22 protein-coding genes and 2 riboswitches are annotated in these 22,751 nt (G+C 38.8%); of the genes, 14 read left to right on the top strand and 8 right to left on the bottom strand.

The features are described 5' to 3' along the window. Positions 1-14: 14 nt before the first annotated feature. On the top strand, positions 15-311 hold the full coding sequence (locus tag D3873_RS10945; protein ID WP_119884053.1) for a hypothetical protein: 297 nt from the start codon (positions 15-17) through the stop codon (positions 309-311). Positions 312-549: 238 nt separating this feature from the next. Further along, complete coding sequence (locus tag D3873_RS10940) at positions 550-1,611, top strand: retron St85 family RNA-directed DNA polymerase (RefSeq protein ID WP_119884052.1); 1,062 nt, start codon at positions 550-552, stop codon at positions 1,609-1,611. 161 nt (positions 1,612-1,772) lie between these two features. On the opposite strand, the gene D3873_RS10935 is transcribed toward D3873_RS10940, so the two are convergent. The 4 genes from D3873_RS10935 to sda all read right to left on the bottom strand — a co-directional run bounded on the left by D3873_RS10935 (position 1,773) and on the right by sda (position 4,333). After that, positions 1,773-2,534 (bottom strand): hypothetical protein, encoded by a 762-nt coding sequence (locus D3873_RS10935; RefSeq protein ID WP_238473775.1) that lies wholly within the window; start codon positions 2,532-2,534, stop codon positions 1,773-1,775. A gap of 106 nt (positions 2,535-2,640) precedes the next feature. Continuing rightward, entirely contained in the window at positions 2,641-3,039 is a 399-nt protein-coding gene (locus tag D3873_RS10930) for an RNA polymerase sigma factor (RefSeq protein WP_238473774.1), read from the bottom strand. Positions 3,040-3,282: 243 nt separating this feature from the next. Next, on the bottom strand, positions 3,283-4,053 hold the full coding sequence (locus tag D3873_RS10925) for a sporulation protein (RefSeq protein WP_119884051.1): 771 nt from the start codon (positions 4,051-4,053) through the stop codon (positions 3,283-3,285). Between the two features lie 136 nt (positions 4,054-4,189). Beyond that, positions 4,190-4,333, bottom strand: a complete 144-nt coding sequence (sda, locus tag D3873_RS10920; RefSeq protein WP_119884050.1) for a sporulation histidine kinase inhibitor Sda — start codon at positions 4,331-4,333, stop codon at positions 4,190-4,192. Positions 4,334-4,484: 151 nt separating this feature from the next. On the opposite strand from sda, the gene D3873_RS10915 reads away from it, so the two are divergent. The 3 genes from D3873_RS10915 (at position 4,485) to D3873_RS10905 (ending at position 6,447) form a co-directional block, all read left to right on the top strand. Next, positions 4,485-5,012: a helix-turn-helix domain-containing protein gene (locus tag D3873_RS10915; protein WP_119884049.1), complete on the top strand. Its 528-nt coding sequence runs from the start codon at positions 4,485-4,487 to the stop codon at positions 5,010-5,012. A 128-nt stretch (positions 5,013-5,140) separates the two neighbouring features. After that, positions 5,141-5,407 (top strand): DUF1292 domain-containing protein, encoded by a 267-nt coding sequence (locus D3873_RS10910; protein WP_119884048.1) that lies wholly within the window; start codon positions 5,141-5,143, stop codon positions 5,405-5,407. Between the two features lie 119 nt (positions 5,408-5,526). Further along, positions 5,527-6,447, top strand: coding sequence for a cation diffusion facilitator family transporter (locus tag D3873_RS10905; RefSeq protein ID WP_119884540.1), 921 nt, complete (start codon positions 5,527-5,529; stop codon positions 6,445-6,447). A gap of 211 nt (positions 6,448-6,658) precedes the next feature. On the opposite strand, the gene D3873_RS10900 is transcribed toward D3873_RS10905, so the two are convergent. The 4 genes from D3873_RS10900 to asnB all read right to left on the bottom strand — a co-directional run bounded on the left by D3873_RS10900 (position 6,659) and on the right by asnB (position 11,469). After that, entirely contained in the window at positions 6,659-7,096 is a 438-nt protein-coding gene (locus D3873_RS10900) for a hypothetical protein (RefSeq protein ID WP_119884047.1), read from the bottom strand. 417 nt (positions 7,097-7,513) lie between these two features. Next, positions 7,514-8,293 carry an alpha/beta fold hydrolase gene (locus tag D3873_RS10895; protein ID WP_119884046.1) on the bottom strand — a complete coding sequence of 260 codons (780 nt, stop codon included), beginning with the start codon at positions 8,291-8,293 and terminating at the stop codon, positions 7,514-7,516. A gap of 101 nt (positions 8,294-8,394) precedes the next feature. Beyond that, the gene (locus D3873_RS10890) at positions 8,395-9,516 is read right to left on the bottom strand and encodes a DUF4145 domain-containing protein (protein WP_119884045.1); all 1,122 of its coding nucleotides are present in this window, start codon (positions 9,514-9,516) and stop codon (positions 8,395-8,397) included. 105 nt (positions 9,517-9,621) lie between these two features. Further along, positions 9,622-11,469 carry an asparagine synthase (glutamine-hydrolyzing) gene (asnB, locus tag D3873_RS10885; RefSeq protein WP_119884044.1) on the bottom strand — a complete coding sequence of 616 codons (1,848 nt, stop codon included), beginning with the start codon at positions 11,467-11,469 and terminating at the stop codon, positions 9,622-9,624. Between the two features lie 182 nt (positions 11,470-11,651). Here asnB and D3873_RS10880 point away from each other — a divergent pair, with 182 nt between their 5' ends. The 9 genes from D3873_RS10880 (at position 11,652) to D3873_RS10840 (ending at position 22,704) form a co-directional block, all read left to right on the top strand. Further along, entirely contained in the window at positions 11,652-11,834 is a 183-nt protein-coding gene (locus tag D3873_RS10880; RefSeq protein ID WP_119884043.1) for a hypothetical protein, read from the top strand. Positions 11,835-11,894: 60 nt separating this feature from the next. After that, positions 11,895-12,089, top strand: a complete 195-nt coding sequence (locus D3873_RS10875) for a hypothetical protein (protein WP_119884042.1) — start codon at positions 11,895-11,897, stop codon at positions 12,087-12,089. A gap of 144 nt (positions 12,090-12,233) precedes the next feature. Beyond that, the gene (locus tag D3873_RS10870; RefSeq protein WP_119884041.1) at positions 12,234-13,727 is read left to right on the top strand and encodes a nicotinate phosphoribosyltransferase; all 1,494 of its coding nucleotides are present in this window, start codon (positions 12,234-12,236) and stop codon (positions 13,725-13,727) included. Beyond that, positions 13,724-14,548 carry an NAD(+) synthase gene (gene nadE / locus D3873_RS10865; protein ID WP_119884040.1) on the top strand — a complete coding sequence of 275 codons (825 nt, stop codon included), beginning with the start codon at positions 13,724-13,726 and terminating at the stop codon, positions 14,546-14,548. The genes D3873_RS10870 and nadE overlap by 4 nt, the downstream gene beginning before the upstream one ends. A gap of 373 nt (positions 14,549-14,921) precedes the next feature. After that, positions 14,922-15,872 (top strand): AAA family ATPase, encoded by a 951-nt coding sequence (locus D3873_RS10860; protein WP_119884039.1) that lies wholly within the window; start codon positions 14,922-14,924, stop codon positions 15,870-15,872. Then, complete coding sequence (locus D3873_RS10855; protein WP_119884038.1) at positions 15,869-17,077, top strand: DUF58 domain-containing protein; 1,209 nt, start codon at positions 15,869-15,871, stop codon at positions 17,075-17,077. The genes D3873_RS10860 and D3873_RS10855 overlap by 4 nt, the downstream gene beginning before the upstream one ends. Further along, the gene (locus tag D3873_RS10850; protein WP_119884037.1) at positions 17,074-19,278 is read left to right on the top strand and encodes a DUF4129 domain-containing transglutaminase family protein; all 2,205 of its coding nucleotides are present in this window, start codon (positions 17,074-17,076) and stop codon (positions 19,276-19,278) included. The genes D3873_RS10855 and D3873_RS10850 overlap by 4 nt, the downstream gene beginning before the upstream one ends. 32 nt (positions 19,279-19,310) lie before the next feature. Next, positions 19,311-19,412, top strand: a riboswitch (purine riboswitch). A 135-nt stretch (positions 19,413-19,547) separates the two neighbouring features. Then, a complete protein-coding gene (guaA, locus tag D3873_RS10845; protein WP_119884539.1) occupies positions 19,548-21,086 on the top strand; it encodes a glutamine-hydrolyzing GMP synthase in 1,539 nt (512 codons plus the stop codon). Between the two features lie 76 nt (positions 21,087-21,162). Further along, a riboswitch (purine riboswitch) is annotated at positions 21,163-21,264 on the top strand. Positions 21,265-21,369: 105 nt separating this feature from the next. Further along, complete coding sequence (locus D3873_RS10840) at positions 21,370-22,704, top strand: NCS2 family permease (RefSeq protein WP_119884036.1); 1,335 nt, start codon at positions 21,370-21,372, stop codon at positions 22,702-22,704. The last annotated feature ends 47 nt before the right edge of the window (positions 22,705-22,751 follow it).

Genomic DNA, 22,751 nt, shown 5'->3' with positions numbered 1-22,751 from the left:
TAAGGAGGGGTATTTTGGAAAATTTTGAATTACAATATGCTGTTCTAAAGTCAGTTTTATTAAACTTCAATCTTAATATAATAGAGGGTTATAAATATACATATAGAGATATTGCAAAAGAATTGACAAATTTAAGAAGGAATGGATGTTTATCAGACTTAGAAGGATTATTACAAGTAACAGAACTCGGCCATCAAAGAATTAAGGAACTAGAGTTAAATAAAAATATTGACTATAAATTCAATATTCTTCCAGAGTATAAATATTTTATTGAAAAAAAAGATTTATTTGAGATATACTTAAAGAAATGATTCCACATGTTAGTATTTTGACCGAGGTCAGTATAGCGATTCGTTATACACTAATGAACTGATTTTCAAGCCTGGGACAAACGTAATTCACGGCCGAAGTCAGAGCTTCGAACCTTTGAATTACGTTTGTCATAGCATAAATTGGGACAATTTATGCTGTACTGGAGAGGTGAAGATTTCTCCAGTACAGAAAACATAGTATTTAATGTGACTGTGGAATCTTTTTTAGGAGGAATATATGGATTGGGAATACTATAAAAAGAAGTATTGCTTAGTTGCTTTTGAAAATAATATATCTTCCCACGAAATAGAAAATAACTTGTTCTATGCAAAAAAATTGTATGATAGAGGCTTACCTATTATTTATGATGAAATACACTTAGGCCAATTAATAGGCATAAGTCACGAATACATGTTCAAGGTTGCAAACGATGCTTCCTATTTTTATAAAAGCTTTAGAATAAAGAAACTTAATGGTGGTAGTAGAAAGATTTCTGAACCCTTGCCTAATCTAAAAATAATTCAAAAATGGATCTTAGAAGAGATTTTGTATAAATTAAATATACACCCAAGTGCGAAGGCTTATGTAAAAGGATTATCTATTAAAGACAATGTAAAGTTCCACAGAAATCAGAAAACTGTACTAAAACTTGATATAATTAGATTCTTTAATAACGTAAAGGAAGATTTAATTTATCGGATATTTAAAGAGATAGGATATAGCAAAGAAATCTCATGGTTATTAACTAGATTATGCATTTTAAACGGAGCTTTGCCTCAAGGAGCTGTGACTAGTCCTTATTTATCAAATTTGGTTATGCTAAATTTTGATAGGAAAATTTATTCTTACTGCAAAAAAAAGCGAATAAGATATACAAGATACGCGGATGATCTTACCTTTTCGGGAGAAATCAATAAACATCATGTTATTTCTAGAGTTAAAAATGAGCTCCTAAAAATCCACTTACAGTTAAATGAGAGTAAAATAAGAGTATTAAAAAATCACCAGAGACAAATTATAACTGGAATAGTAGTTAATAAAAAAATTCAAACTTCTATTATTTACAGGAAAAAAATTAGACAAGAAGTATATTATATTAAAAAATTCGGTATTTACAATCACATATCAAAGACACTTGGAATAACAGATATAAATACTGAACTAGAATTAAAATATTTAAAGTCATTAATCGGGAGAATACATTTCGTGATTTTTGTCAATAAATTTGATAAAGAAATGAGTACTTATTTGCATGACTTGAAAATGGTTTATGATGAATTATCGAATACTCATGAATAATTGGAACAAAAAATATTAATTATAAAAGCAATCTTTAACTTCATAAGCGGAATGATGTAAGTTCCGTTTTAACCGACAAAGAAATTTTAACGCTTCTCTCTGTTCAATAAGCAGAGAGAAGCGTTTTTTGCTTAAGCTAAAAGACAAATGTCTGTTTGCCTTTATTGTTCCATCGTATCTTCATAAATCTTCTCTTGGATTCCTCCATCATCTCGAATCGTGAATTTGCCAATTTTGCCTTCTTCAGATAAGATAGCCATTCCTTTTATATGATGAAGTGACGTTTTTCCTGCATTATTTGTATACTTTACCTGTGCACCAAAGTCATAATTTTTAGGAGTATTTTCGTTTTCACTTTTTGTGACTTGAATGTCACTTATTTTCATTTTGTAGTGAACGTCCTTTTTAGTAGTCCATATGTGATATCGAAAAGCTTGATTAGTAGGCATTAATTTTTCAAATTCATTAGCGGTATAGTATTGTTTATACGTTTTTTCTACTAATTCTTGATACGCAGCGACTTCAGGTATATCTTCTGTTAAGTTAATCCCTTCATTACTCTCAGGTAACTCCTGTAGCATTTCATCAATTTTCGTATCCAGATTTTGTTGAATACGAATATATTCCTCATTTGGGACCGTAAATTCTGACTGTAATACAGCGGTGACAGCTTCTATATTTTTATCATCATTCGTAACGACAGTTGCGGTGTGGGGAGAAGTCGTATCAGGTTTTAATATGTTAAAGGTTAAGATACTCACGAGCGCAATGACAGTAATGGTGACAAACAATGGAGTTGGAAATCGGTTTTTTTTCATTGTTCTTACTTTGAGTTGTTGATACGTTTTTCTTTTAGCTTCTTCTGATCGGTCAATTTCCTTCATCTGTAGAAATAATTCATCTAATTCGTTCACTTCACTCATTCATAGCACCTACTTTCTCATCAATCTCTACTTTAAGCGCTTCTATTCTCCGAGATATTTTTGACTTTACCTTGGCCTCTGTCCAACCTAGTATTGCCGCGGTTTCCTATATAGAGCATTCATTAATTTTTCTTAGAATAATCACGTCACGATAGTCCTTTTTTAAACGCAATAATGCTGTATGGATTTCGGAATGCGTTTCATTTCTTAATGCGGAGCTTTCGGGTGTTAAGGTCTGATGGTCAATAACTACTTCATTTCCCCAGGTGAAAAATTGAATAATTCTTTTTCGTCTAAAGTAATCGTATGTAGTATTTCGGGCTATTTTAAGTAACCACGTAGAGTGCGACGATTGATCATTAAAATGTTGCAATCCCTTATATGCTTTATAGAATGTTTCTTGTGTTAAATCTTCAGCCGTTTCTTTATTCCGAACAAGGATGTAAATAAAATGGTATACCTTATCACTGTATTCGAAATACAATCGCTCTAAATCCATCTCCATACATTTCAACTCCTTCTTACAAACATAGACGATTAACCATCTAAAAAGTATCGCGGAATTTTTTTAGAAAAGAAGGATGGTTGGATAAATGGATTAATCTGTAAAAAACATTGAGATGTTTCTAATGAAGGATGGGTACAACAAGCAGTTTCCATTATGACCTCTCCTATAAAGAATGGAGTGGAACACCGTTTGTTCCATACAAAAACACGAAGCCCATTATTATCGGACTTCGTGCTTTTTTTATACATGTTTTGAGATGATTTGTTCGAGTTTTGTACGTAGGAAAGGAATATCGGTGGACGAAACAGTCATTCGAACATAGCTTTCATCCGTTCCGAGTGCTTCTGAAAATAAACTTCCTAGTCCTCTTGCTTTTCGATCCACTTGCAAGATAATGTCCGCGTGTGATTCCGATTGCGAGATAAACATGACTTCTAGTTCATCTAATTTTCCGCGAAACGGTCCGCTTGTTGGAATAAATTCTACTTCTTGAATGAATGGATATGCTCCACGGAATCGATGAGAAGCATGCTCACAGTCGACTTTTCGAATGCGGAATCCGATGTTTTGAACTTCATTGATAATGGCAGCGGCGATTGGCGCAGGTTTTACATCAATGTAATCTTTATCCGTAGGATCAGCTGCATTTTTAATATCCATTTCAGTTTGAATCCATACTCGTGTGTTTCCTATAGTGATTGGCGTATCAAAAGGTAAGGTAAAGGTAATCGGAAATTCCTTTGTTTCTCCAGCTAAAATCGTAAAAGGTTCTGTTACTTTATATTGTTTTACAGCTGCTTTTGCATTGTATTTATGATCGTCTGCTTCTTTCACATAAGTGGTATAAACACTTACAAAAATCGAGTCAACTAATTGGTTGATGTTTCCACCTCTGACCTTTACTTGGCCGGTTACAAGTTCTCCGGCAGTATAAGATCCTTTTTCTAAAACAGTGTCAATTTTTGCAGATCCTATTCCGATACTAGCTAGCGCTTTATTAAATAATGACATGTTCTGCCCCCTCATTTTACAAGTCTATTTAAGAATACGAATGAATGGAACATACGATTCGTCCAATGTGCAATTCGTGAGTTTTTTAGCGCTTTTGATGCATATTTTGAAAAGAAAGGGGGTAATAAATACTAAATTATTTTCGCTTTAAATGAATGACAATTTTTCTAGAAGCGATTTCATTTCGTAAGGATTGGAGGAAACTTTTTTCTAATGATAATCGTTTTGCTTTTACATATGTAAGGAATAGCAAACGATTTGTGAGTGGTAAATTTTTCATGTGACCTCCAGCGATAAACAATATATTATTGAAAGAAATTCAGCTATTAAAAAGTAATACTGAAACTATTCTTAATAGTATAGGAACTACCAAAGAATAACTGTGGCTAGTTGCCACATCTTTTATTGCTACCGTCAAGGAGAGATTGAAAGTGAGAAAATGGTTAATGGAAAAACGAAAAAAACAACAGTTAACACAAGAGGAAGTATCAATAAAAGCGCACATCAATCGTGCCTACTACAGCCAAATCGAAAGCGGCACACGCAATCCAAGTATGGAAGTGGCAAAAAATATTGCGACTGTCTTGAACTTTAGTCCATTTGCGTTTTTCATGAATGAAAATACAGAACCTTTTCACGTTGCGTTAAAAAATGCACCAATTGTCATTGCGCATTGTGATTTGGATTTACGCTATACATGGCTATACAATCCTCATGCTGATTTTGAGCAAGATGCATCTATTGGAAAAACAGATCTAGAACTTGATGATAACGAAGGAACTCGTGCTTTAATGGAATTGAAAAAAGAAGTCATTGAAACAAAGAGACAAATTCATCGAAAAATTTGTTTTCCTCTTTCAACTGGAGAAATTTGTTACTCTGTATTTGCCGAACCTTTGTTAAATCAGCAAGGACAAATTACGGGGATCGTGACAGCCTCGATGGAAATGATTGACTAACAGTGTAAAGTCCATATTATTTTTCATTGCAATGAAAATAAAGGGAATATTGCACTTCGAAACGAAATACACTTTAAGAGAAAACCGATATTGAAATGAATATCTATTCAGGAAGTGGAGGAGTTTGAATGGAACAAGTAAAAGTCGGAGATGTTTTTACAATGGTGGATGAAAATGAAGAAGTGCAAGAGCTAGAAGTAGTTGGGACATTATCAATTGACGATGCTCAGTACGTTGCTGTTGGATTTGCAGATGAAGTGAACGCTGACACAACGGATGATATGGATATCTTCTTCTTAAAAGTAGATTCGAATGAGGAGCTAGTCATGATTGAGGAAGATGAAGAATATGAAGCAGTTGTAGCTGCTTTTGAAGAAACAGACGATGAAGAATAAGAACGAAGCGATGCATACCTATTCCTCTAGCGGATAGGTATGTTTTTATGGCTCAAAACGTGTAATTTATTTTGTTTAGAGGTATAGAGGAATATTGAGAGACGAAAGGTTTGAAAAATATGGCACACAATCACGATCATTCCCACAACCATCATTTTCATGAAAAGCGGGAAGGAAATCGAAAAGGACTCATCATCGCATTACTTATAACAGCTGGAATAATGGTTCTTGAATTTTTTGGTGGACTATTTACCAACAGTTTAGCACTCCTTGCGGACAGTGGGCATATGTTGTCAGACGTTGCATCGCTCGCTCTGAGTTTACTTGCAGTCTGGTTTGCAAGTCGACCCGCCTCGAAAAATAAAACATATGGCTACTATCGCTTTGAAATACTCGCAGCTCTATTTAATGGTGTCACGCTATTTGTCATTGCCGGATTTATCATTTATGAAGCAATTGGTCGATTTATGGAACCGCCTACCGTTGCAAGTGGAACGATGATGATCATCGCAGCGATTGGTTTATTCGCAAATATTATGAGTGCTTGGTCACTTACACGAACTGCTGACGTGAAAGATAACGTTAACTTAAAAAGTGCCTACTTACATATTCTTGGAGATGCACTAGGTTCTATAGGTGCAATTATTGCAGGTGTCCTGATGCTTCTTCTCGATTGGTATATCGCAGATCCGATTATATCTGTCATTGTTGCGCTACTCATTTTAAAAAGTGCGTGGGGTGTATTAACTCAAAGTGTGCATATCTTGATGGAAGGAACGCCTCCTACAATGGACAAAGACGAGTTAACCGAGAAACTCATTACAATTGATGGGGTAAAGGATGTGCACGATCTACACATTTGGACAATTACATCTGGACTCGATTCGCTCAGCTGTCACATGGTCATTGAAGACCTTGCTGATGAACAAAGTATTCTGCAAAAAGCTATCGATTTAGTCAAACAGGAATACAAAATAGAGCACACGACGATACAAGTGGAAAAATCCAATCTTCAACACACCAACTGTGAATTTTGTTAAAGCAAAAAGCAACTGGCTCTAAGCTAAGTGGCTCAGATAACGTGAAGAAAAATTGAAATCACTACAAAATAAACATACGTTATCGCAACTTTAATAGTAAGAGAAATAACAAAAAATCACCTCAATAAAAAGCTTGGGACGTCCCAAGCTTTTTGTTATAGAACTTTTTGTTCTTATTCATTTAAAGCCCACTATAGTGGAGCATCTTTGTTTACTCTGTAACATCTACATCTAATGAATAAGGTATAAATAAATACGTATATTTTATAGTTATCTTTTCAGGTACTTCGTTTCCGAAAGTACGTAAACCATAGTGTTTTATTATTCGTCTGTCATCCATTTCATTTAGTTCATTTAGTTCGTCGAGTGGTAACGCAGGGTGAATTTCCAATTCGTTAATTTTATGAAAAGTAATATAAGGGTCTTTATCAAGACCTGCTCCCACAACCATATGATTTGTTCTGCTTATTCCCAATTCAACATTCTCGGAGTTATTTCCATTAACCAAGACATTTTCAAGGTTTATATTTGCTAATCCAAAGTTTGTTATTTCTATTACTCTTTTTGTTTTATCATCTGGATAGAAACTTATACCATTTGCTTCTAATGGAGGATTTGCTTTTAAATATATAATACTTCCCAACAACAAAAAGACTAAAATGCCTCCTAATATTAAGAGTGTTTTATTCAGAATAATCACCTCTGTTCAAAGTTTATATTTTTGTTAGTTGTTCAATTATTCTGCACGTTAGTTGAAGAAATGAGTTTTCAAAATCTTTAAGTTTATTTTTGCAGTTAATGTATTAAATCCTTTTTTGCTTGTAACAGAAGTGTAATCACTTACAAATGAACAAGTGAAATAACACCTTCATTCGTAATATGACAATACCTATTGTTAAGTTGTTATTGTGTTTACGATTTTTAAAAATTTTGTTGTTTTTATAAAAAAATGCCGATATATCAATTCAGAATCTCTGCTATTTACTGTACTAAAAGTTATGCTAATTAATATACTATATGCGCTGTTTCTTCACAAAAACTGAACTTCTTACTCTATGCCAGTTGCTTATTTTGCGTCTAGAAATTCTAAGACAAAATCGAGATATAACATGTGTTGTTCTACATTTGGGGCATGTCCAGACTGATTAAATTCAATAAATGTCGCATTTGGTATCCCTTGTGCTGTGGCTCGACCTGCTTCTGGAGGGTTCAGCCCGTCGTGGTCCCCGCTTATGACAAGTGTTATTGCTTGGATTCGATTGAGATCGTCTCGGAAATCAAATCCACGTAAGGCGTGGTTCGCAGCGGCAATTTCTTCTGCAGACATGGGTTTCGCTTTTTTCGCCGCTTCTCGACTCCATTTACCGACTGCTGTTAAGTCATGAAACATATAAGGTGAAACTTTGAGGAGTTTTCGATTGAAATCAAGTCCCTCTAGTTCATCTTCATGTTTTTGAAAAAGTGCCTGCATGGAGGAGGTTTTTCCTTCTGATTTTGTTGCGACCAAAATGAGTCGCTTTATCTTTTCAGGCGCGACAATTGCAATTCCTTGGGCAATATAACTCCCCATTGAAACTCCAAGAAGATTTGTTTCACTAATCCCTAAATGTTCTAGTAGAGCCAGTACATCGTATATGTGATCTTTTAAATCATATGCAGTGGGTCGATCGGAATCACCGTGTCCTCTCGCATCTAGAACAATGGTGCGAAAATACTTCTGGAAAACTTCCACTTCTTCATCAAACATATGGCGGTTGCCTGTTAATCCATGTAATAGAAGGAGCGGCTCGCCTTGTCCGAATTCCTCATATGCTAATTGAATTCCATTATGTTCAAACTTCTTCAACGAAACCAACTCCTTTCTAGTTTGTTTGTTCCATGACGAACGAATCGTTAAATGCTTTTTGGAATGAAAGATTAAAAAGTGTTCTTTTCATTCCCTGCGATTTATTCGACAGATTGCTTTTCTTTTAGTTGTTGAAAGAGCTTTTCTACCGTGGTGATTCCCACATTTGGATATTTTCCAAGTACGACAAGTTCACTAGGAAGTTGCTTTACGCGGTGAATATCATGAGCTTCTAAATGATTCAAAAGGGAACTAATATCTTTAAAGTTTTCCTTTGTTAATTCAATTTTTCCGAGCTCATCCGTGATGACAATATAATCACTCTTATAGAAAAATAATAACTCTCCCGTCCGTTCTAAGCGAACTTTGCGACGTTGCTTTTCTTCCTCCACAAAAACGCGAAGCTCTTCAAAAAGAGTCGCATCGTTTTCCGCTTTAAATCGTTTGACGAATGTATGTAATCCTTCTAAGTTAGTGGGGATTTCACTCATTAAGCGGGCTTCTTGTTCACCACCAAGTCGAATCAGAAATAACTCGGAACGTGGAAAACGTTGAGGAAGTAAAAATGCATCTCGCAAAAAGTAGGGAATCGGCAGCGTTTCTCCATTGTATTTAAGCGAACGAATCGTGGTGAAACCAGGAAATATGCGTTCTTCTCGAACGGGAACCTCTGAAGTTACAGCCACTTCTTCCTCAGCAGTGGATTCTTCATTGCCACTATCCAACGTCTTCAGCAACAGCTCTTCTAAATGAGCTAAGCGCGACTCAATTTCTCCTGTACCATAAGGGTCTTGTTGCTCATCTTTTGGAGGGGTTGGATCGATGTACATCGGTACTTCCACGTCATGCGCACCATACACTTCGACAAACCATTTCACTACTGGGTACAGAGATTCCCAACTTTGCAGTGCTTCACTTAGGCGAAATTGCCTTGTATCGTGAGCAGCTTTATTTCCTCGTTTTCGAATATCTTCTAGTGATTCAATGATGTGCGGAGAAGCTTCTAAGTGCTTTTCAGACAGCTCGATTTTTTCCTTTAATCCAGAAAATTTATCAAATGCTATTTTTTCTACCAATAATACTTCCGTTAAAATTGCTTCGATTAATATCCGAGAGTGGGTGAGCATCGTGCGAGGGCTAACATATATACTTGTCTCAAGCTCCATTGCAACACTCGCCATCTTCGGGTGTTTCAGTTCCAAAAAATCATAAAAATACGGCATTCCATCTCCTCCATTTAGATGAGTATAGCAAACTATTTCAAGGAAATGGAATGTGGATGCATGGAAAAACGATTCGTGGAAGCGAATCGTTTTAGTAGTAGTATGTTAACTCTCCACCAACTGTATCCCATACTCCTCAAACCAGTAGTGAAACTGTAGTAAGTATGCGAGAAGTTGGGGTCCCGTCATTAATTGCCCAAACCACGGAGTTGTAAACGAGGATCCTCGCGTATCAAGAAGTTGTTGAAGTTGGTTATAATCAAAGAGCTCTTGTAGTATGGAGGATTTGTGTTTCAACACAGTCACGAGCTGGGCTTGGACGAGTTCCGCGAATTGAGGATGGTGAGTTTTGGGGTATGGACTTTTCTTCCGGTAAAGAACATCGTGTGGCAAAATGCCTTCCATTGCTTTTCGGAGAATGCCTTTCTCCTGATTTTGTAGATTTTTCATTTCCCAAGGGATGTTCCAAGCGTATTCGACTAGACGATGATCGGCAAACGGCACTCGGACTTCTAAGCTCGCTGCCATACTCATGCGATCCTTTCGTTCTAACAAAGTCGCCATAAAACTTGTCATATTGATGTAGAACAATTTTCGAAGAGCCACTTGTTCCTCGCTTTCTCCTGGGAGAAGTGGCGCTTCATTTGTCAGCTCGGCATAGCTTGAGTAAGCGAATTCCTCGAGTGCAAGACGTTTCTGCCAAGTGTCACGAAGTAAATTTCCTCGCTCCTTGCTAGAGCGAATCCAGGGGAACGTTTTGTTGTGCGTTTCGGGTGAATGAAACCACGGGTAGCCCCCGAAAATTTCGTCTGCACATTCACCGGAGAGTGCAACGGTGAAGTCGGACCGAATGATTCGACTAAAGCCAAGTAAAGACGAATCAACATCAGCCATTCCAGGCATGTCACGAGCAAGTAGCGCATCATATAATAGCGCGGCTACATATTCTTGGGAAAGAGTTACGGCTCGATGTGTAGAGGAAAGGTGTGTAGTCATTTTTTCGATATACGGTGCATCGGATGTGGGTTGGAAGTGATTTTGCATGAAATGCTTGTAATTTTCTGCGAAATCGATGGAATACGTGTGGAGAGGAGATGCGTGTTTTTCGTTGTATGTTTTATTCGCCACAGCACTTATAGCACTAGAATCGAGTCCGCCTGAAAGAAAGGTACATAATGGAACATCGGATACAAGTTGCTTTTGAATCGCATCCGATACGAGATAACGTACTTCCTCAATCGTTTCTTCTAACGAATGTTCATGGGCTTGACTTTGGACATTCCAGTATCGGTAAATATGGTTCGACTTGTTCGAATAGAGGATGGCATGTGCTGGTCGAAGTTCGGAAATACCATGAAAAACTCCAGAACCAGGTTTACGAGAAGGACCGAGCGCCAGTACTTCCGTCAATCCTTCTCTCGTCAAAGTAGGACTAACTTCAGGGTGTGCGAGTAACGCTTTGATTTCCGAGGCAAAGAGAAGTCCTGTGGATGTATTCGCGTAGAAAAGAGGCTTAACACCGAGACGGTCTCTGGCAATGAAAAGCGTTTCCGCCTCTGCATCCCAAATAGCGAATGCAAAAATCCCATTTAACTTTTCAACACAATGTTCTTTCCATTCTATATAAGAAGTAAGAAGAACTTCCGTGTCAGAATGACCACGGAAACGATAGCCTTTCAAATGAAGTTCTTGTCGCAGTTCTTCCGTGTTATACAACTCACCGTTGTAACAAACCGTATAATCCCCACGTTCTGTCGTTCGTGTCATAGGTTGTCTCCCACCGTCTATATCAACAACGGCAAGCCGTCGATGTCCAAATGCAACAGAATCTGTTGTCCACACATTTTCTGCATCTGGGCCTCTATTTGCAAGTGTTCGCGTCATTTTAAGAACAATGTCTTGTTGTTCTTTCATTCGCTTTGTAAAGTCAATCCACCCGACAATTCCGCACATCCAAATCCCTCCATATGGAGTAATGTATGACGGGGGAAATCGGGATATGAAAATAATGTCGAACGAAAAGAAAAGGGTTCGTTTCGATGTTTCATTCACAAATGGAGCCTATCGTTGTATGATAGAGATACAACACGCCGAGTAGAATCGACGATGACGCGGCGCAAAAAGGAGAATGGATGATGAGCGAAGAAACACCAAAGAAAAAAATGTCTCTAAAAGAAGCGATGCAAGCACAGTTAGAAGCGAAGAAAAACAAGCAAGCAAACCAAAAAGGTGGATCATCTTTAGATACTTCTGGAAAGAAAATGCAAAGCCAAGCGGTAAAGAAAGTATCCAACACACGTAGAAAAATGGGTTCATAAACACGATGACTAGCGAGACACGTGTCTTGCTAGTTTTTCGCATTATATGGAGGTGGAACAGTGGGTAACGGGACAATTTTGGCATTCATACCACTAATTTTAATGTTTGTACTCTATCTCGCTATTATCATGTTTGGTATTTGGTTTACAACAACATTAATCAGAACACAACGTGAAAGAAATGAGATTCTGTCAAAAATCGCATCCAAGATGGATACATATGAAACAACGAAGAAGAGCGATACGAATTTTTAAATAAGTCGACACCTCTCGGAACATAATCGGGAAAGGTGTCGTTTTTTATTTCCCAAAAAGTGCATCTCGCGATTGTTACAATCACGTCAAAATAGGGAATGGTGTATACTAAATGTATGATTTTGTCGGAAGAAGGGGATTTGTGTGTCGAGTTATTATCCAGATGATAGTGTCGCATTACATACGGACTTGTATCAGATCAATATGGCAGAAGCTTATTGGCGTGATGGGGTGCATGAGAAGAAAGCTGTCTTTGAATTGTTTTTTCGAAAGCTTCCTTTCGGGAATGGCTATGCCATTTTTGCTGGTTTAGAACGCGTCATTGATTATTTAAAGCATTTTCAGTTCTCAGAGAGTGACTTGGTGTATTTAAAAGAACAAGTAAAGTACCCAGCAGACTTTTTAGAGTATTTAAAAACGATACGTTTTACAGGCAGTCTTTATTCCATGGTGGAAGGAGAGCTTGTTTTTGCGAATGAACCAATTATGCGAATTGAAGCACCACTCGTTCAAGCTCAATTGATTGAGACTGCGCTACTAAATATCGTGAATTATCAAACGTTAATCGCAACAAAAGCGAGTCGTATAAAGCAAGTGGTGAAAACCGATACGGTGATGGAATTTGGTACGAGACGTGCGCAAGAAATGGATGCGGCGATTTGGGGAACGAGAGCAGCCTTCATTGGAGGCTTAGAGGCAACGTCGAATGTGAGAGCAGGTAAATTGTTTGGCATACCAGTTGCAGGTACGCATGCCCACTCTCTCGTGCAAGCGTATAAAAGTGATTATGAAGCGTTCCATGCGTATGCAAAAGCACACAAGGATTGCGTATTTTTAGTGGATACGTACAATACACTGAAAGTCGGCGTACCAACTGCTATTCAAGTGGCGAAAGAGCTAGGCGATCAAATTAACTTTGTCGGAATCCGCTTAGATAGTGGAGACATCGCTTTCTTATCGAAAGAAGCGCGAAAAATGCTAGATGAAGCTGGATTTACGGAAGCTAAAATCGTGGTATCGAACGACCTGGATGAATATACGATTCTTAATTTAAAAGCGCAAGGGGCAAAAGTGGATATGTGGGGTATTGGCACCAAACTGATTACTGCATATGATCAGCCTGCACTTGGTGCGGTATATAAAATTGTCTCGATCGAAAATGAAGCTGGAGAAATGGAAGATACGATTAAAATTTCATCGACGACAGAAAAAGTGACGACACCTGGGCAAAAGAAGCTGTACCGAATAATTGATCGTGAGAATGGAAAAGCGGAAGGCGATTACATCACGATGTTTGATGAAGAACCGGAGAAAGAAAAGCGGTTAAAAATGTTCCATCCAGTGCATACATTTGTCTCGAAATTCGTTACCAATTTTGAAGCGAAAAATTTGCATGAAGAAGTGATTCAAAATGGAGAAGTCGTCTATACCATTCCTGCTTTGGCCGACATGAGAGATTATGCGACGGAAAACTTACATTTACTGTGGGATGAGTATAAACGTTCCTTGAATCCGGAAGAGTATCCCGTCGATTTAAGTCAGAAATGTTGGGACAATAAAATGCGTAACATTCAGGAAGTGCAAGATATGGTGGACCAATTCCAACAATCTGCTTTGCGTGAGGAGGGGAAGGCATGACACTTCAACAAGAAATTATCCAAGCTTTAGAAGTGAAACCGACGATCAATCCAGCAGAAGAAATTCGTCGTACAATCGATTTCTTAAAAGCGTATGCGACAAAACATTCCTTTTTAAAGGGTTTCGTACTCGGTATTTCTGGTGGCCAAGACTCTACACTCGTCGGGAAATTGGCTCAACTTGCAGTAGATGAACTAAATACAGAATCCGGATCGACGAAATATTCGTTTTACGCAGTTCGACTTCCGTACGGTGTTCAATTTGACGAAGATGATGCACAAGCAGCTCTTGATTTTATTCAACCGACAAAAGTGTACACGGTGAATATTAAAGGTGCCGTCGATGCAAGTAGAGCAGCGCTCGATGAAGCTGGTATTGAGCTGACGGACTTCGCAAAAGGGAATGAAAAAGCCCGGGAACGGATGAAAGTTCAATATTCCATTGCGGCTATGCACAATTCCGTAGTGCTTGGAACGGATCATGCGGCCGAAGCAATTACTGGATTCTATACGAAATACGGTGATGGTGGAGCGGATTTAGTGCCAATCTTCCGATTGAATAAGCGTCAAGGACGTGCACTCTTAAAAGAATTGAACGCTCCTGAAAGTTTATATGTAAAAATTCCTACAGCGGATTTAGAAGATGATCGCCCTGCCTTGCCTGACGAAGTGGCACTAGGGATAACGTATGAACAAATTGACGATTATTTAGAAGGTAAAGAAATTCCACGAGAAGCTCGTGAAAAACTAGAAGGCTATTACCTTCGAAGCGAACACAAACGACATATGCCAATCACCGTCTTCGACGATTTTTGGAAATGAAAATAGTGAGATCCCTAGTGCCTGAGTAAAATTCAGAAACTAGGGATTTTTTAAAAAAGGAGAGGTGCTTTTTACTGCGGAATATAAAGATTGACATCATATCCTTATGTTTCATGATGGAAAGTTAGATATTGAAGAGGGGTTGGTAGTGGAAAAGGTATAGAATGTGTGCGATTCAGGGGTCAGAGTGTGCGATTCATGCAATTGCCCATGCGATTCACTGAGGTTACTACGTGTGGGTTGTCACGAAGTAACTTTTTCCTCCGTCCATTCGTCTATCTCGCAAGTTGTGAAATAGGATAATTTTCGTTAAACTTAGGTTACATTATGGGAATTTTCGAAATAAATAAAGATTTCAGACGGGGGATTAACAATGGGGAATCTAGAGAAGTTACAATCGATCGTACATAATATGGAGAAAGTCATGGTTGGGAAAAAAACGATTGCCGAATTATGTGTTGTTGCTTTAGTAGCGCAAGGACATGTATTACTTGAAGATGTTCCTGGAGTTGGAAAGACGATGATGGTTCGCGCGTTAGCAAAATCGGTTAGTGCCAATTTTAAACGAATTCAATTCACTCCCGATTTACTTCCTTCAGATGTCATTGGGGTATCTATTTATAATCCGAAAGACATGGAGTTTCACTTCCGACCAGGACCGATTATGGGGAATATCGTGCTTGCAGATGAAATCAATCGTACGTCTCCAAAAACCCAATCAGCGTTATTAGAAGGAATGGAAGAGGCATCGGTCACGATGGACGGGGAAACAATGATGATTCCAAAACCATTTTTTGTCATGGCGACGCAAAATCCGATCGAATATGAAGGTACGTACCCTCTTCCAGAAGCGCAGTTGGACCGCTTTTTGATGAAGCTTCGCATCGGCTATCCGACTCAAGCAGAGGAAATGGAAGTGTTGAAACGAGCAGAGAAATCATCTCCTATCGAATCACTAGAAGCCATCATGACATTAGACGAGTTACTTGCGCTACAAGCAGATGTGAAAGATATACAAGTGGATGAAACGATCAAAAACTACATTGTCGATTTGGCCAATAAAACACGAAATGATTCCTACGTATATCTAGGTGTCAGCCCTCGAGGATCTTTAGCGTTGATGCGAGCAGCGCAAAGTTACGCGATGTTACAAGGGAGAGATTTTGTTACGCCAGATGATGTTCAATATTTGGTGAAGTATGTCTTTGGACACCGAATTATTTTACGAGCAGAAGCGAAATACGATGGCATAACGGTGGAAGAAATAATCGCACGAATCGTCGCGAAAACAACGGTGCCGATCAAAAGGCTTGTGAAACAATGAGTGGTCGATTTTCGTGGGCAATCGCAAAACGATTGCTTTTCGTTCTATTTATACTCGCAGTTGCATTCTCTTTTGCGATGTTTCAAGGCGGCTTTTTAAGCTGGTTTATCTTCTATACGTTATTGCCTTTTGCTTTGTATTCCATTGCTTTTTTCTTCAGTCCTATTTCAAAGTTCCGCGTAGAGCGTTTCATACATACCTCTCAAATTCGAAAAGGCGGAAAGATGAGTGTCTCGATTGTAGTGAAGCGTACTTCACGATTTCCGATGTTGTATGCGTTGGTAGAGGAACGTTCGGGTAGTAAAGCCCTACAAGAAGCAGCAGGGAATCAATTGAAAAAACTTCGTTTAATTGGTTTTCGAAATTCCTTTGAACTTGAATATGAAGTCACACATATGCCTCGTGGGGAACATATTTTAGAAGGAGTTCAAATTGAAGTAAGTGACTTTTTCGGTTGGGTGAAAAAAGGACATTTCTTTCCACTAAAACAAACTGTTTTAGTGTATCCAAATGTTACCGAAATGATTTATGCACCGATTGAGACCCGATATGACTATGGACAAGCAACTTCTCCATTTACGATTGTGAAAGATACTACGATGGCCACTGGAATAAGAGATTACCAACCAGGAGATAGAGTTTCGTGGATTCATTGGAAATCGTTCGCAAAAACGCAAACTCTTCGAACAAAAGAATTTGAAGATCGCCAATCTCAAGAATTGTTTTTATTGTTAGATCGAAGCCCCTCCAATCGTTTTGAAGAAACGGTAGAATTGACCGCTTCCATTTTACATGCGGTTGTCAGAAATCAAGCAAGTGCTGCGTTCTTGTCTCTTGGGAAAAAACGAGTTTCTGTTCCTGCCATACAATCGGAAGAGCAATTACAACGAACGATGCTTCATTTAGCAAAAGTGAAAGACGATTTACATCAAAGTGTGGAAAGTGCATTGATGAGAGATACCTCGATAGCGAATGCTTCGACGGTTCTTGTTCTTACTGGACGGTTAACGCAGGATATGATCATAGCTATTCCGAGAGCAGCAAAAAAACTTCGTCTTTGCACGATTTTTGTCGTGTTAAAACGAGGCGAAAAGCCAACACCACATGATTTGAAAGTACATGCACAAGCGAGAGCGCGTGGTATGGTAGTGAAAGTCTTAACCCAAGAAACATTCGCAAATGCCTTTACGGAGGTGGGAAAATGACGAATACTTCCCGTCCTCATACTGGAATTGTACAGCTAATTCTATATGTACTCGTATTTTTGCTACTCCGTGAATGGCTCATTCCTGTTATGCAGTTAACATCTACGGGTTATTTAACGCTTTTTTTACTCTTTGTGATTGTTTGTTTAATCGTCGATTATTTAGAAATGAAAAAAGTGTACGCATTTTTGATTAAAATGGTGTTTGTCGGATGGGCGCTTGTTTTTATCTATCAAGGAAAACTGTTTTCTCCGATTGAAGGAACCAAATTTTTGCTTGAACAAGTAGTAGAAAATGGTATCGCTATTTTTTCGATGAATTGGGGCCTGATCACGGACCCAATTCGAACATTTTTGTTTTTCGCCTTACTTTGGATGATCACCTATTTAATTCACCATTGGTTACGGGTAAAGATGAGTATTTTGTTATTTTTTATCCTTACGGTAGTGTTTATTGCTTCGCTCGATACGTTTAGTCCTTACGATGGAGACCATGCAATTATCCGGATTATGTTGCTAGGATTGGTCTTATCAGGACTGTTAAAAATTGCGCGACTGTATGATGAAAATCGAGTCTCGTTTTCTCCATCTAAATTCAGTCGCTTGTCCATTCCATTAGTGGTAATCGTTTTGATAACGGTAGGGTTCGGTTATTTATTGCCAAAAGCGGGACCAATATGGCAAGATCCAGTGCCGTTTTTACAATCGTTTGCTGAAGATACAGCATCAAACGGAACCTTACGTCCAGCAGTGTCGAAGATTGGGTACGATGAGGACGATTCGCAACTTGGAGGTTCCTTTATTGGCGACGACACAGTGGTGTTTGAAGCGATTATTGAAGATGGGACTTATTGGAAAATCGAAAACAAAGATGTGTATACCGGGAAAGGGTGGGAAGTCAGTACACCTGAGACGGAAAAACGATATGTAAATTATGGGAATAACCAACCTATCGAAACAGATTTCCCGGTAGGTCCAGCGGAAGATGCTGATACTGCTGAAATTACTATGCGGGAAGACTTTGAATTTTTAGTATATCCGTATGGGATGGATTCCGTTAATTCGCAAGAAGATATCTCATACGCCCTGTCGTTAGATGAACAAAAAGTAGAGACATATGTTCAAGCAAGACCTGTGAATGTAACGCAGTACACAATCAATTATAGTGAAACGACCTATAGTTTAAAGGCGCTACGCGAGACAAAGCCGGAAATGGCAAGAGATTTACCAATCGAATTCGATCGTTATTTGCAATTGCCAGAGACGTTGCCACAACGCGTGCGAGATTTGGCAGAAACGATCACAGCTTCACAAAGCTCTCTCTACGACAAAGCAGTTGCCATTGAGCGCTATTTTTCAGGAAATAACTTTGTTTATGATCAGACAAGTATTCCTGTACCAGATGATAAGCAAGATTATGTCGATCAATTTTTATTTGAATCAAAACGGGGGTACTGTGATAACTTTTCTACGTCCATGGTGGTTATGTTACGTTCAATAGGCATCCCAGCTCGTTGGACAAAAGGGTTTGCAGAGGGCGAAGAAGTGGAAGATCGAGGACCAAATTCATTCTATGAAGTGACGAATAATAGTGCCCATTCATGGGTAGAAGCCTATATGCCGAATGTTGGATGGGTGGCATTTGAGCCAACGATCGGTTTCTCCGGCGCAACAAACGTGGAATATGATGTAGAGGCGAATACGGTAGAACCTCCACCAACGCCTGAAGAAACAGATACAGCGAAGCCTCAAAAAGTTGATAAGGAAGCGACTTTTTCCTTTGTGAAATGGGCAGATGCTGCATGGGATTCGTTCCGCGACTGGTTAGACCGTTCAAAAGGAACACTTCTAAAGTGGGGGATTATCACCGCTATTGTTGTCTTCATTTTATTTAAAATTAGGAGATATTGGCTCCCACGCATTCTCGTTCCGTATTATCGATTGCAGAAAAATGATTGGCACACGTTTGAAAAGCGCTACTATCGTTTGTTAAAACAATTGGAACTGTACGGTATTACGAAGCAAGAAGGCTACACTTTACAACAATATGCAACGTATGTCGATCAGTTCTTTGAAACAAAAGATATGCGACGTCTAACGGCTGCTTTTGAACGAGGATTTTATGGGAATAAAAATACGGGTGATGATTATGCGAAACTGAGAGAAAGTTGGGAAAATTTAATCAATCGTACTACTAGTTGATTTTCGTGTGAAGTGTAGGTAGAATGGGTACAAATTAGATAGAACGATGCCCTCATATATGTCCGATAATACGGTTCGGATGTCTCTACCAAGTTGCCGGAAATAACTTGACTATGAAGGCGGAAAAGTCGCGTCATTTGGCGTAGACTTTTTTGCCTTTATTTTCGTAGGACATGAAACGCGTACAAAGATTTTCTTTCGTACGCGTTTTTATATAGAGGGAGCGTTTATTTCAACTAAATGAGGTGGAAAGTTTGTCAGCAACCCCCATGTTAAAAGAGCAAGAAAAAATTGTGGTTTTAGACTTCGGAAGTCAATATAACCAACTAATCACTCGTCGTATTCGTGAATTCGGCGTTTATAGTGAATTACATCCTCATACCGTCACTGCGGCAGACATTCAAGAAATGAATGCGACAGGTATTATCTTCTCTGGAGGTCCAAATTCTGTCTACGGAGAAAATGCTTTTTCGGTAGATCCAGATATTTTGTCATTAGGAATTCCTGTTCTAGGTATTTGTTATGGAATGCAGTTAATGGCGCATCATTTAGGCGGAACGGTTGAAAAAGCGCATCGCCGTGAATACGGCAAAGCGGACATTACAGTCGTGAAAGAATCAGAGCTATTTAAAGATTTACCTGTAGAACAAACTGTTTGGATGAGTCACGGGGATCATGTCACGAAGGCTCCGGAAGGTTTTGACATTATCGCAACAAGTCCAAGCTGTGATATTGCCGCGATTGCGAATAAGGAACGTGGACTTTTCGCGGTGCAATTCCATCCCGAAGTTCGTCACTCTGTTTATGGCAATGAAATCATTCGTCAATTTGTTTTCGATATTTGCGGAGCAAAAGGTGATTGGTCAATGGAAAGTTTCATTGAACTAGAAATCGAAAAAATTCGCGAGCAAGTTGGAAACAAACAAGTGCTATGTGCATTAAGTGGTGGTGTTGATTCTTCCGTTGTCGCAGTTTTAATTCACAAAGCAATCGGCGATCAATTGACTTGTATGTTTGTCGATCATGGACTTCTTCGTAAAGGGGAAGCGGAAAGTGTGATGAAAACGTTCGCGGATGGCTTCCATATGAAAGTGATTAAAATTGATGCGCGTGACCGATTCATGGCCAAGTTGAGCGGGATTTCAGATCCAGAAGCAAAACGCAAAATAATCGGTAACGAGTTTATCTATGTCTTCGATGAAGAAGCTGCGAAATTGACGGACATGGATTTCTTGGCGCAAGGGACGCTTTACACAGACATTATCGAAAGTGGAACAGCGACAGCACAAACAATCAAGTCTCACCACAACGTTGGTGGGCTTCCTGAAGATATGAAATTTACGTTAATCGAGCCATTAAATACACTGTTCAAAGATGAAGTAAGGGCTTTAGGAACAGAACTAGGAATGCCAGATGAAATTGTCTGGCGCCAACCTTTCCCAGGTCCAGGTCTTGGAATTCGAGTACTTGGAGAAGTAACGGAAGAAAAATTAGAAATCGTCCGGGAATCGGATGCAATTCTACGTGATGAAATTAAAAAAGCAGGACTAGAACGCGATATTTGGCAATACTTCACGGTGCTTCCGGATATCCGAAGCGTAGGAGTGATGGGGGATGCCCGTACGTATGATTATGCAATCGGAATTCGTGCAGTAACATCGATTGATGGGATGACGTCAGACTGGGCACGTATTCCTTGGGATATTTTAGAGAAAATTAGTGTTCGTTTGGTCAATGAAGTACCGCACATCAACCGAGTCCTGTATGATGTAACGAGCAAGCCACCTAGTACGATTGAATGGGAATAATACGGATGATTAATCTGTAAATGAAATAATTGTTCGTGTTTAGTCTTTTCATTCTTGGGCGGACATGCTAAAATAAAAAAGAATTTAATACTATCGTCGTATAATGTCGGGAATATGGCCCGAAAGTTTCTACCGAGTTACCGTAAATGACTCGACTACGATTTTTGGAATGTCTTTTGGCATTCCCTTGTTTATAGAACAAGTAATCGGAGCATGCGACAAGGAATTGTCGTGTGCTTTTTTATTAGAAACGACTTGTACGAGCGAAAACTGGAGGAGAACAATGAGAAAGTTTTTTCGCTTTGAAGAGTTAGGAACAAATTACAAACGAGAAATAATTGGGGGACTGACAACGTTCCTTGCGATGGCGTACATCTTAGTGGTCAATCCATTAACGCTATCGTTAGATTCAGTTCCAGATTTGCCAGATGCAATGAGAATGGATGCAGGTGCCGTTTTCGTTGCAACTGCTTTAGCTGCAGCGGTCGGATCGTTATTTATGGGGATTATCGCAAGGTATCCGATTGCGCTTGCACCAGGAATGGGACTGAACGCATTTTTTGCTTATACAGTTGTATTAAATTACGGTATTCCATGGCAAACTGCTTTAACCGGAGTTTTATTTTCTGGACTTATTTTTATTTTACTAACACTGTCGGGTATACGAGAAACTATTATTAATGCCATTCCCGCACCGCTAAAATATGCGGTAGGAGCGGGTATTGGACTATTCATCACATTTATTGGCTTTCAAAATGCAGGGATCGTAGTAGATAATCCAGCAACACTTGTGGGATTAGGCGATTTTGCAAGCCCCAATACGTTACTTGCGATTTTCGGATTAGTATTGACAGTTATCTTAATGGTTCGAAAAGTAAATGGTGGAATTTTTATTGGAATGATCGTGACTGCTATTATTGGAATGATTTTCTCGCTAGTAGATTTGCCGTCTTCTATTATTGGGAAAATTCCAGACGTTTCACCGACGTTCGGTGTAGCGTTTGATCCAATCTTCCATAACTTCGGATCTTTAATGACGATGGATTTTCTTGTTATCGTTCTAACATTTTTGTTTGTTGACTTCTTTGACACAGCAGGCACATTGGTCGCGGTTGCAACACAAGCAGGACTAATGAAAGAAAATAAATTGCCTCGAGCAGGTAAAGCATTACTAGCAGATTCCCTTGCGACCGTTACAGGTGCCATTTTTGGTACATCGACAACTACATCATATATTGAGTCAAGTGCAGGAGTAGCAGCTGGAGCAAAATCAGGTTTTGCTGCAGTAGTTACAGGACTGCTTTTCCTATTATCCTTGTTCTTTTACCCAGTGCTAAGTGTCATTACTTCAGCCGTTACAGCACCGGCATTAATTATAGTAGGGGTACTTATGGTTGCTTCATTAGGATTAATTGAATGGAATCGATTTGAAATTGCGGTACCCGCGTTTTTAACTGTAATCGCAATGCCACTTGGATATAGTATTGCGACGGGGATTGCAATTGGATTCATCTTCTATCCTATAACGATGATCGTAAGTGGACGATGGAAAGAAGTGCATCCAATCATGTATGGCTTGTTCGTTGTTTTCACCTTGTATTTCATCTTTCTTAAATAAAAAAACACAACGCTTTCTACTATATAAAGTAGAAGGCGTTTTGTATT

It is taken from the genome of Paenisporosarcina cavernae, from assembly GCF_003595195.1.
GTDB lineage: Bacteria > Bacillota > Bacilli > Bacillales_A > Planococcaceae > Paenisporosarcina > Paenisporosarcina cavernae.
This window is presented reverse-complemented; position numbering and strand designations above follow the sequence as displayed.

Excerpts from the sequence above, each read along its gene's own strand:
- D3873_RS10940 (WP_119884052.1), top strand. The coding sequence starts at position 550 with ATGGATTGGGAATACTATAAAAAGAAGTATTGCTTAGTTGCTTTTGAA.
- D3873_RS10935 (WP_238473775.1), bottom strand. The coding sequence starts at position 2,534 with ATGAGTGAAGTGAACGAATTAGATGAATTATTTCTACAGATGAAGGAA.
- D3873_RS10930 (WP_238473774.1), bottom strand. The coding sequence starts at position 3,039 with ATGGAGATGGATTTAGAGCGATTGTATTTCGAATACAGTGATAAGGTA.
- D3873_RS10925 (WP_119884051.1), bottom strand. The coding sequence starts at position 4,053 with ATGTCATTATTTAATAAAGCGCTAGCTAGTATCGGAATAGGATCTGCA.
- sda (WP_119884050.1), bottom strand. The coding sequence starts at position 4,333 with ATGAAAAATTTACCACTCACAAATCGTTTGCTATTCCTTACATATGTA.
- D3873_RS10910 (WP_119884048.1), top strand. The coding sequence starts at position 5,141 with ATGGAACAAGTAAAAGTCGGAGATGTTTTTACAATGGTGGATGAAAAT.
- D3873_RS10905 (WP_119884540.1), top strand. The coding sequence starts at position 5,527 with ATGGCACACAATCACGATCATTCCCACAACCATCATTTTCATGAAAAG.
- D3873_RS10890 (WP_119884045.1), bottom strand. The coding sequence starts at position 9,516 with ATGCCGTATTTTTATGATTTTTTGGAACTGAAACACCCGAAGATGGCG.
- asnB (WP_119884044.1), bottom strand. The coding sequence starts at position 11,469 with ATGTGCGGAATTGTCGGGTGGATTGACTTTACAAAGCGAATGAAAGAA.
- D3873_RS10880 (WP_119884043.1), top strand. The coding sequence starts at position 11,652 with ATGAGCGAAGAAACACCAAAGAAAAAAATGTCTCTAAAAGAAGCGATG.
- nadE (WP_119884040.1), top strand. The coding sequence starts at position 13,724 with ATGACACTTCAACAAGAAATTATCCAAGCTTTAGAAGTGAAACCGACG.
- D3873_RS10860 (WP_119884039.1), top strand. The coding sequence starts at position 14,922 with ATGGGGAATCTAGAGAAGTTACAATCGATCGTACATAATATGGAGAAA.
- D3873_RS10855 (WP_119884038.1), top strand. The coding sequence starts at position 15,869 with ATGAGTGGTCGATTTTCGTGGGCAATCGCAAAACGATTGCTTTTCGTT.
- D3873_RS10850 (WP_119884037.1), top strand. The coding sequence starts at position 17,074 with ATGACGAATACTTCCCGTCCTCATACTGGAATTGTACAGCTAATTCTA.
- guaA (WP_119884539.1), top strand. The coding sequence starts at position 19,548 with ATGTTAAAAGAGCAAGAAAAAATTGTGGTTTTAGACTTCGGAAGTCAA.
- D3873_RS10840 (WP_119884036.1), top strand. The coding sequence starts at position 21,370 with ATGAGAAAGTTTTTTCGCTTTGAAGAGTTAGGAACAAATTACAAACGA.